Genomic DNA, 6239 nt, shown 5'->3' with positions numbered 1-6239 from the left:
AGGCCCCATATGAGCTTGAATTACAAAACGCCAAAAGAAGTTTGGGACGAATTATGTAAAGCAGTTTCGTGATGTAAACCAGTTTCGGGATAACAGACTTGTAATAAAACATTGCGTATTATAAGAATGGAAAAAAAGCAAGTAACTTCTTTTTCTTGAAAGAAAAAGAAGCAAAAAGAAATTATTTAGCCCTTCCCAGGTTTGCTCTCAGGCTCGGCCTGAGCTTTTCAGCGCCCTTGCCCTTGTGTGTCAATATGCCCCTGCTCCGCTTGCCTGCTGCAGTAAGGCCCCTGAAAACCCTCTGATTGTTCGAGCTGGTGGTTATCCATGCAAAATGCGGGTCCTTTGCAACAGCCGGGTGGCTCTTATCCAGCATGATGACTTCATACCAGTAATATTGGCCGTCTTTTCCTGCAAAATATGAGTTTAATACTTCGCAATTGACATATTTTTGGATGGTCCTTTGCTCTGCAACAAGCTGGTAGGACATGCCCAGTATTTTCTTGTGCCTGAAATGCTTGGGCCTTCTGCCGCCAGAGACCTTTGCCCTCATCCTGCCTCCGCGCAGAACCCTTTGCCTGACCATGAATATGCCTGGCTTGGCCTTGTAACCCAAAGAACGAGCCCTGTCAAGCCTTGTAGGCCTGTCAATCCTTACTGTTGCGCCTTCTGTGCGCCACTGCTGGAGTCTTTGCCTCCAAACTTCTCCCAGATTTTCCCTTGGCTGCTTCCACAGCTCCCTCATATACTTGTATGCTCCCATTTTAGCCTCCATTGTTTCCTAAACAGCTGCATTTGCGGCTGTTCGCCAGGATTCAGGGAAGCAAGCCCCTACATTTCCCAGCTATGAAGCCTGAAAAATGGGCGGTTTATAAAGGTATCCCTGAGATTAAAAGCGTTTGGAATGGCATGCGATGATTTCCATTGAAAAGATATAAATATGGAAAGTGCAGAGGCTGACATATGGCAAGCAAAAACCCGGTTGACAAGGAGAACATGCAGGCAGTCCTTGAGGAGTTTCCTAAGCACTGTGAAGAGGCGGTGAAGCTTGCAAAAGACATTGGCTTCACTGAAAAGTTTGAAAATGTGGTATTTTGCGGAATGGGCGGAAGCGCAATTTCAGGCGACTTGCTGAAGGATATTGCAGGAGACACGCCAATCCCATTCTACACAATCAGGGATTACGGCCTGCCTAAATACATCAAAAGCAAAAGCCTTGTTTTTGTGACATCTTATTCAGGCAACACAGAGGAGATATTATCAGCCTTGCATGAGGCTTATCAGCGAAATTGCAGGATAATAGCGGTCAGCTCCGGCGGGAAGCTTGAAAGCGAATGCAAGTCAAAAAACATTAAGCACATCAGGATACCGTCAGGCATCCAGCCGCGACTGGCAACGCCCTATTTGTTTTTCCCGATGCTGAATATTCTCAAGAACAGCAAGCTCCTAAAAGTGTCCGACGATGAAATCAAGGATACATTGGCATACCTGAAAAAAGCAGACATTTCCGAAACAGGAAAAGACCTTGCTGACAAGCTCCACAGGAAAATACCGCTGATTTATGCATCAGCCAGATTTTCATCTGTAGCCATGAAATGGAAAACAGACATAAATGAGAACAGCAAGGTGCATGCGTTTTACAATATTTACCCCGAATTCAACCACAATGAGCTCAATGCATTTGAAGGCGAGAATTCAGACTATTATGTTGTCATTATTACTGATGATTATGAAAACATCAGGATTGCCAGGAGAATAGGCGTGACAAGCAAGCTGATTAAGGCGCACAGGGTGGATTTTACACATGTTTCCCTGAAAGGCGATTCAATGCTAAAGAAAGTCCTTTCGGCAGTCTACACAGGGCTGTGGCTCAGCTATCATCTTGCCATGAAGTACGGCACAGACCCGACTCCTGTCAAGATAATTGAAAACCTGAAAAAAATGCTGAGATGATACCTGCAAATGGCACAATATATTGGCGTTGACATTGGCGGAACAAAAATTCATGTTGGCCTGGTTGACCACAAAGGAAAAATTCTGAAAGAGAGATTTCTTAAGACTGAAGCTGAAAAGGGCAGCAAAAAAGTCCTGGCGAATATATTTGATGCAATAGATACTTTTTACAGCAGGGATGTCAGTGGAATTGGAATCGGATGCCCGGGGCCGTTGGACATCAAGAGGGGAAGGATTCTGGATCCAAGGAATTTGCCCCTGCATAATTTCAATTTAAGGCAGGCTGCTGCAAAAAAATATCGCGTACCGGTTTTTCTGGACAATGATGCCAACTGCTTTGCCCTGGGCGAGGCGATTTACGGCGCTGGAAAAGGCAGAAAAATTGTCGTGGCCTTCACAATGGGAACCGGGATTGGCGGAGGCATTGTGATTGAGGGCAAAATCCTGCACGGCAGGAATAACGCTGGTGAATTGGGCCACATGGTAATCAATAAAGATGAATCGAGAAAAAGGCATGGGCACAAGGGATGCCTTGAAAGCTATATCGGAAAGTTGACATTGAGGGACAGTGCCAAAGGCCTCAGGGCAAAAAATCCATATGACCTTTATGTCCTTTCCAAAAAAGGGAATAAAAAAGCAAGAAAAATATGGCAGGGTGTTGGCAGCGATTTGGGGATAGGCATCGCAAACATGGTTAATATTCTTGACCCGGATGTGATTGTGATTGGCGGGAATGTTGCAGGAGCATGGGAATTCTTCAGGAAAAGCATGGAAGCGACAGCCAAGGAAAAGTCCATGACAGGACTGCCGAGGATTGCCAAATCGAAATTGGGAAGCCAGGCTGCTGTGATTGGCGCGGCAAGGCTGGCCATGAGGCAATGATTTGTTATTGTCCATGGACTTGAGCCATTTCACCAAGCTTTTTATACATCAAATTTGAGCACTAACCATGCTAATCAAATACATCAGGATGCACAACATCCGTTCTTATATAAGCCAGGAAATCAGGTTTCCAGATGGATCGATACTTCTTTCAGGAGACATTGGAAGCGGAAAGTCAACTGTGCTCCTGGCAATTGAATTCGCGCTTTTTGGCATAAAAAGAGGCGACCTTTCCGGCGAGGCCTTGCTCAGGAACGGAAAAAAGGCAGGGATGGTGGAGTTGGGAATGGAGCTGGAGGGAAAGGAAATTGCAATAAACAGAAAGCTGAAAAGGACCAATAATGGGGTTGTGCAGGACTCCGGATGGATAGAGATCAATGGGAAACGGCTGGAAGCCTCGCCTGTTGAATTGAAGGCAAAAGTGCTGGAGATTCTTGGCTATCCCGATGAATTGCTGACAAAAGGCAAGGACATTCTTTTCAGGTACACGGTCTACACGCCCCAGGAGCAGATGAAGCAGATTTTGCTGGAATCCAAGGAAGCCAGACTGGAAACGCTCAGAAAAGTCTTCCAGATTGACAAATACAAAAGGATAAGGGAAAACGCACTGATATACAACAGGGACCTGAAAGAAAAACGCAGGGAACTGGAAGGGAAAGCATCTGACCTGGATGCCAAAAAAGCATTAATGAAGGATGAGCAGACTGAGATGGAAAAAGACCGGGCAAAATTGGCAGCAATTGAGCCCATGCTTGTGGCAGCCAAGAATAAAGTGGAGCAAACAAGGAATAAATATTTGGAAGTGGAGGCAAAAGCAAGGAGATTGAATGACCTGAAAAGGGAGTTCAGGGTCAAGGAAGTTGACCTCATCAACAAGGCTGACCAGCACCAGAGAAACAGCAAGGAAATAGAAGCCCTGGAAAATGAAATGAAATCACTGCAGCCGGGCACTCTCCAGAAAAAGATTGAGGAGAGCAGGAACATTTCTGTGCAGGTCCAGGAAAAAAACAGGAAATTGCAGGACATGCAGAAGCAGCTTTCCCATGTTGGAAAACAGGTGGCGCAATTGCAGGCAAGAATCGGGCAGGCCAATGAAATCAAGGCGAAAATCAGCAATATTTCCTTATGCCCTATTTGCGAGCAGGAAGTCGGCGAAAAGCACAGGCACGGGATAAACGAGCGCGAGGATTCCAAGATAACCGCCGCGAAAGATGAGATTGATAAATTCCTGAAGGCAGAATCAGCGATGGAGCAACAGATGAAGGATGCAGAAACTGAGATTGAGGCAATGAGGAAAAAAGAAAGGGAAACAGAGGCCCTGCGCATCAAATGGCAAAACTATGAGAGGAACATGGAACGGCAGAAAAGGATAAGCGACCAGCAGGATGCCCTCAAGAAAGAGATAGGCGCAATTAATGTTGCAAAAAATGAATTGTCCAGAGAGATAAAAGCGCTGCAAAACACAGAATCCGAATATATGGCCCTTAGAAAGCAACTGGATGAGGCAATTGAGGCCGATAAAAAAATCGGAATAGAATATGCGTCTCTGAAAAAGGAGGCTGAGCTCAGGGAGAGGCTAATATCCGCTGTGAAGGATGAGGTGGCTTCCAAGGAAGAGGCAGTTAGAAAATCAACTGAGATTGCGCAGTACATGAACTGGATAGACTCCTTCTTTGTTGATTTGATGTCGACTATGGAAAAGCATGTGATGGCAAAAATACATGGGGAATTCAACGAGCTTTTCAGGCAGTGGTTTGCCACCATGGTGGAGGATGAAACCCTGTCTGTCAGGATAGATGACGAGTTCACGCCCATTGTGGAGCAGGACGGCTATGAGACTGACATTGGCTATTTGTCAGGCGGCGAAAGGACCAGCTGTGCACTGGCATACAGGCTCTCGCTGAACCGCGTCATAAATGACCTTGTGAGCACAATCAAAACAAAGGACATAATCATTCTTGATGAGCCCACTGATGGATTTTCAAGCGAACAGCTTGACAGGGTAAGGAGTGTGGTGGAGCAAATTGCGGTGAAGCAGATAATCATTGTAAGCCATGAGCCGAAAATAGAGAGCTTTGTCCAGAATGTGATAAGGATAAGAAAGAATGAGCACATATCCCAGATTTTTGCATAATTCTTATTTTTTCTTCCCTCGCAATTGGGAACCGGACTTGACAGATGGTTTTTTGGATTGCCTTTGCGCCATGAATAGTGCAAACAAAGTCACGGCCAGAACAACAACAATGATTACTACAATCGCATTGTTGCTTTTGCCTTGCTCAGGTTCATCGGGTACCTGGTTAGTTGTGCCATCCGCTGGCGAAGCCGGCTTTTCAGCGCATTCATGGTTTCGCGCCACAAGACCGTCCCCGCACGACAAGGCCTTGCACCTGAAAAAGAAGCAGGTTTCATCAGACCCGCAATCGCTGGATGAATTGCAGTTGATTTTGGCAAGAGGGAGGATTGGGATATTGTACGTGCCTTCTGAGCAAAATGTGTAGACGCTGGATAAATTCTCATTAATTGCCATTTTGACTTCCTGGAAGCAAGGCTGGACTGTCAGGGTGTAACTATTGTCCGGCAAGGCCTTGACTAGCCTGCTAAAATTGTAAAAATGGCTTTCTCCAGGCGCAAGGGTGACCGCAGGAGAAATGTCAAAGTCGATGATTATATTGAAATCCTTGTTGCCCAAAACAAGCTTGTCAAAAGTCAGTGTGAAGTTGGCTGTGTTGCGCAGATAAACATTGTATTCTATCGGCGTGCCTTCCATGCAGTTTTCGTCAGAGCATTGATAGGTAAAATCAATGCCGGCTGATGCCATAGAGGATGCGATGGCCAGGAGAATTGACCAAAGCAGAATCCTCGGGAAAATCCTGATTGAAACATTGCCTGCCATGATGCACTGAAATCAGCACATTCTTATAAATCTTGCTGGTGGATTAATGGTTAAAAATATAAATAAGTCTGTATGCATTTGAACAATGGACGAGTATGATAAGAAAATAGCATCTATGCTGGTAGTGATTATTGGCCTTATAATTGTTGGCACGGTTTTCTACCATAGCGCAGAAGGATGGAGGTGGCTTGACGCCTTTTACTTTTCTGCCACTACGCTGACAACTGTGGGCTTTGGCGATCTGCACCCGACAACAGATATTTCAAAAATTTTCACTGTGTTCTATATTTTGTTCGGGGTAGGGGTATTGCTGTATTCGTTGACTCTTTTTGGGTCACATTATATTGAAGACCATATGCCGAATTTTAGAAAGACAATTTTCAGCAAACTGGATAAGGAACAGCTGATGGGATTCCTGAAAAAAAGCCCAAAGAAAAATGATTACGATGAAGATATCCAGCTCAGCTATTCTGCTACCAGGGCAAAGAAAATGAATAAAGGAAAATAA

At 45.1% G+C, this 6239-nt stretch carries 6 protein-coding genes; 4 read left to right on the top strand and 2 right to left on the bottom strand.

Annotated elements, in window-relative coordinates; genetic code table 11:
• Positions 1–181: 181 nt before the first annotated feature.
• The gene (locus tag J4227_00865; GenBank protein MBS3109062.1) at positions 182–763 is read right to left on the bottom strand and encodes a 50S ribosomal protein L15e; all 582 of its coding nucleotides are present in this window, start codon (positions 761–763) and stop codon (positions 182–184) included.
• Between the two features lie 200 nt (positions 764–963).
• On the opposite strand from J4227_00865, the gene J4227_00860 reads away from it, so the two are divergent.
• The 3 genes from J4227_00860 (at position 964) to J4227_00850 (ending at position 4969) form a co-directional block, all read left to right on the top strand.
• The gene (locus J4227_00860) at positions 964–1953 is read left to right on the top strand and encodes a bifunctional phosphoglucose/phosphomannose isomerase (GenBank protein ID MBS3109061.1); all 990 of its coding nucleotides are present in this window, start codon (positions 964–966) and stop codon (positions 1951–1953) included.
• 9 nt (positions 1954–1962) lie between these two features.
• The gene (locus tag J4227_00855; GenBank protein MBS3109060.1) at positions 1963–2835 is read left to right on the top strand and encodes an ROK family protein; all 873 of its coding nucleotides are present in this window, start codon (positions 1963–1965) and stop codon (positions 2833–2835) included.
• A 67-nt stretch (positions 2836–2902) separates the two neighbouring features.
• The gene (locus J4227_00850) at positions 2903–4969 is read left to right on the top strand and encodes an SMC family ATPase (protein ID MBS3109059.1); all 2067 of its coding nucleotides are present in this window, start codon (positions 2903–2905) and stop codon (positions 4967–4969) included.
• Between the two features lie 3 nt (positions 4970–4972).
• Here the strand turns inward: J4227_00850 and J4227_00845 are convergent, their stop codons facing one another.
• On the bottom strand, positions 4973–5731 hold the full coding sequence (locus tag J4227_00845; GenBank protein MBS3109058.1) for a hypothetical protein: 759 nt from the start codon (positions 5729–5731) through the stop codon (positions 4973–4975).
• An 85-nt stretch (positions 5732–5816) separates the two neighbouring features.
• Between J4227_00845 and J4227_00840 the strand changes: the two genes are divergently transcribed.
• Positions 5817–6239 carry a two pore domain potassium channel family protein gene (locus J4227_00840; protein MBS3109057.1) on the top strand — a complete coding sequence of 141 codons (423 nt, stop codon included), beginning with the start codon at positions 5817–5819 and terminating at the stop codon, positions 6237–6239.

This window comes from Candidatus Woesearchaeota archaeon (genome assembly GCA_018303405.1).
Taxonomy (GTDB): domain Archaea; phylum Nanobdellota; class Nanobdellia; order Woesearchaeales; family JABMPP01; genus JAGVYD01.
Note: the sequence above shows the minus strand (reverse complement) of the source record. Positions and strands in the feature narration are given on the sequence as shown.

Coding starts and splice junctions, on each gene's coding strand:
- J4227_00865 (MBS3109062.1), bottom strand. CDS start 763: ATGGGAGCATACAAGTATATGAGGGAGCTGTGGAAGCAGCCAAGGGAA.
- J4227_00860 (MBS3109061.1), top strand. CDS start 964: ATGGCAAGCAAAAACCCGGTTGACAAGGAGAACATGCAGGCAGTCCTT.
- J4227_00855 (MBS3109060.1), top strand. CDS start 1,963: ATGGCACAATATATTGGCGTTGACATTGGCGGAACAAAAATTCATGTT.
- J4227_00850 (MBS3109059.1), top strand. CDS start 2,903: ATGCTAATCAAATACATCAGGATGCACAACATCCGTTCTTATATAAGC.
- J4227_00845 (MBS3109058.1), bottom strand. CDS start 5,731: ATGGCAGGCAATGTTTCAATCAGGATTTTCCCGAGGATTCTGCTTTGG.
- J4227_00840 (MBS3109057.1), top strand. CDS start 5,817: ATGGACGAGTATGATAAGAAAATAGCATCTATGCTGGTAGTGATTATT.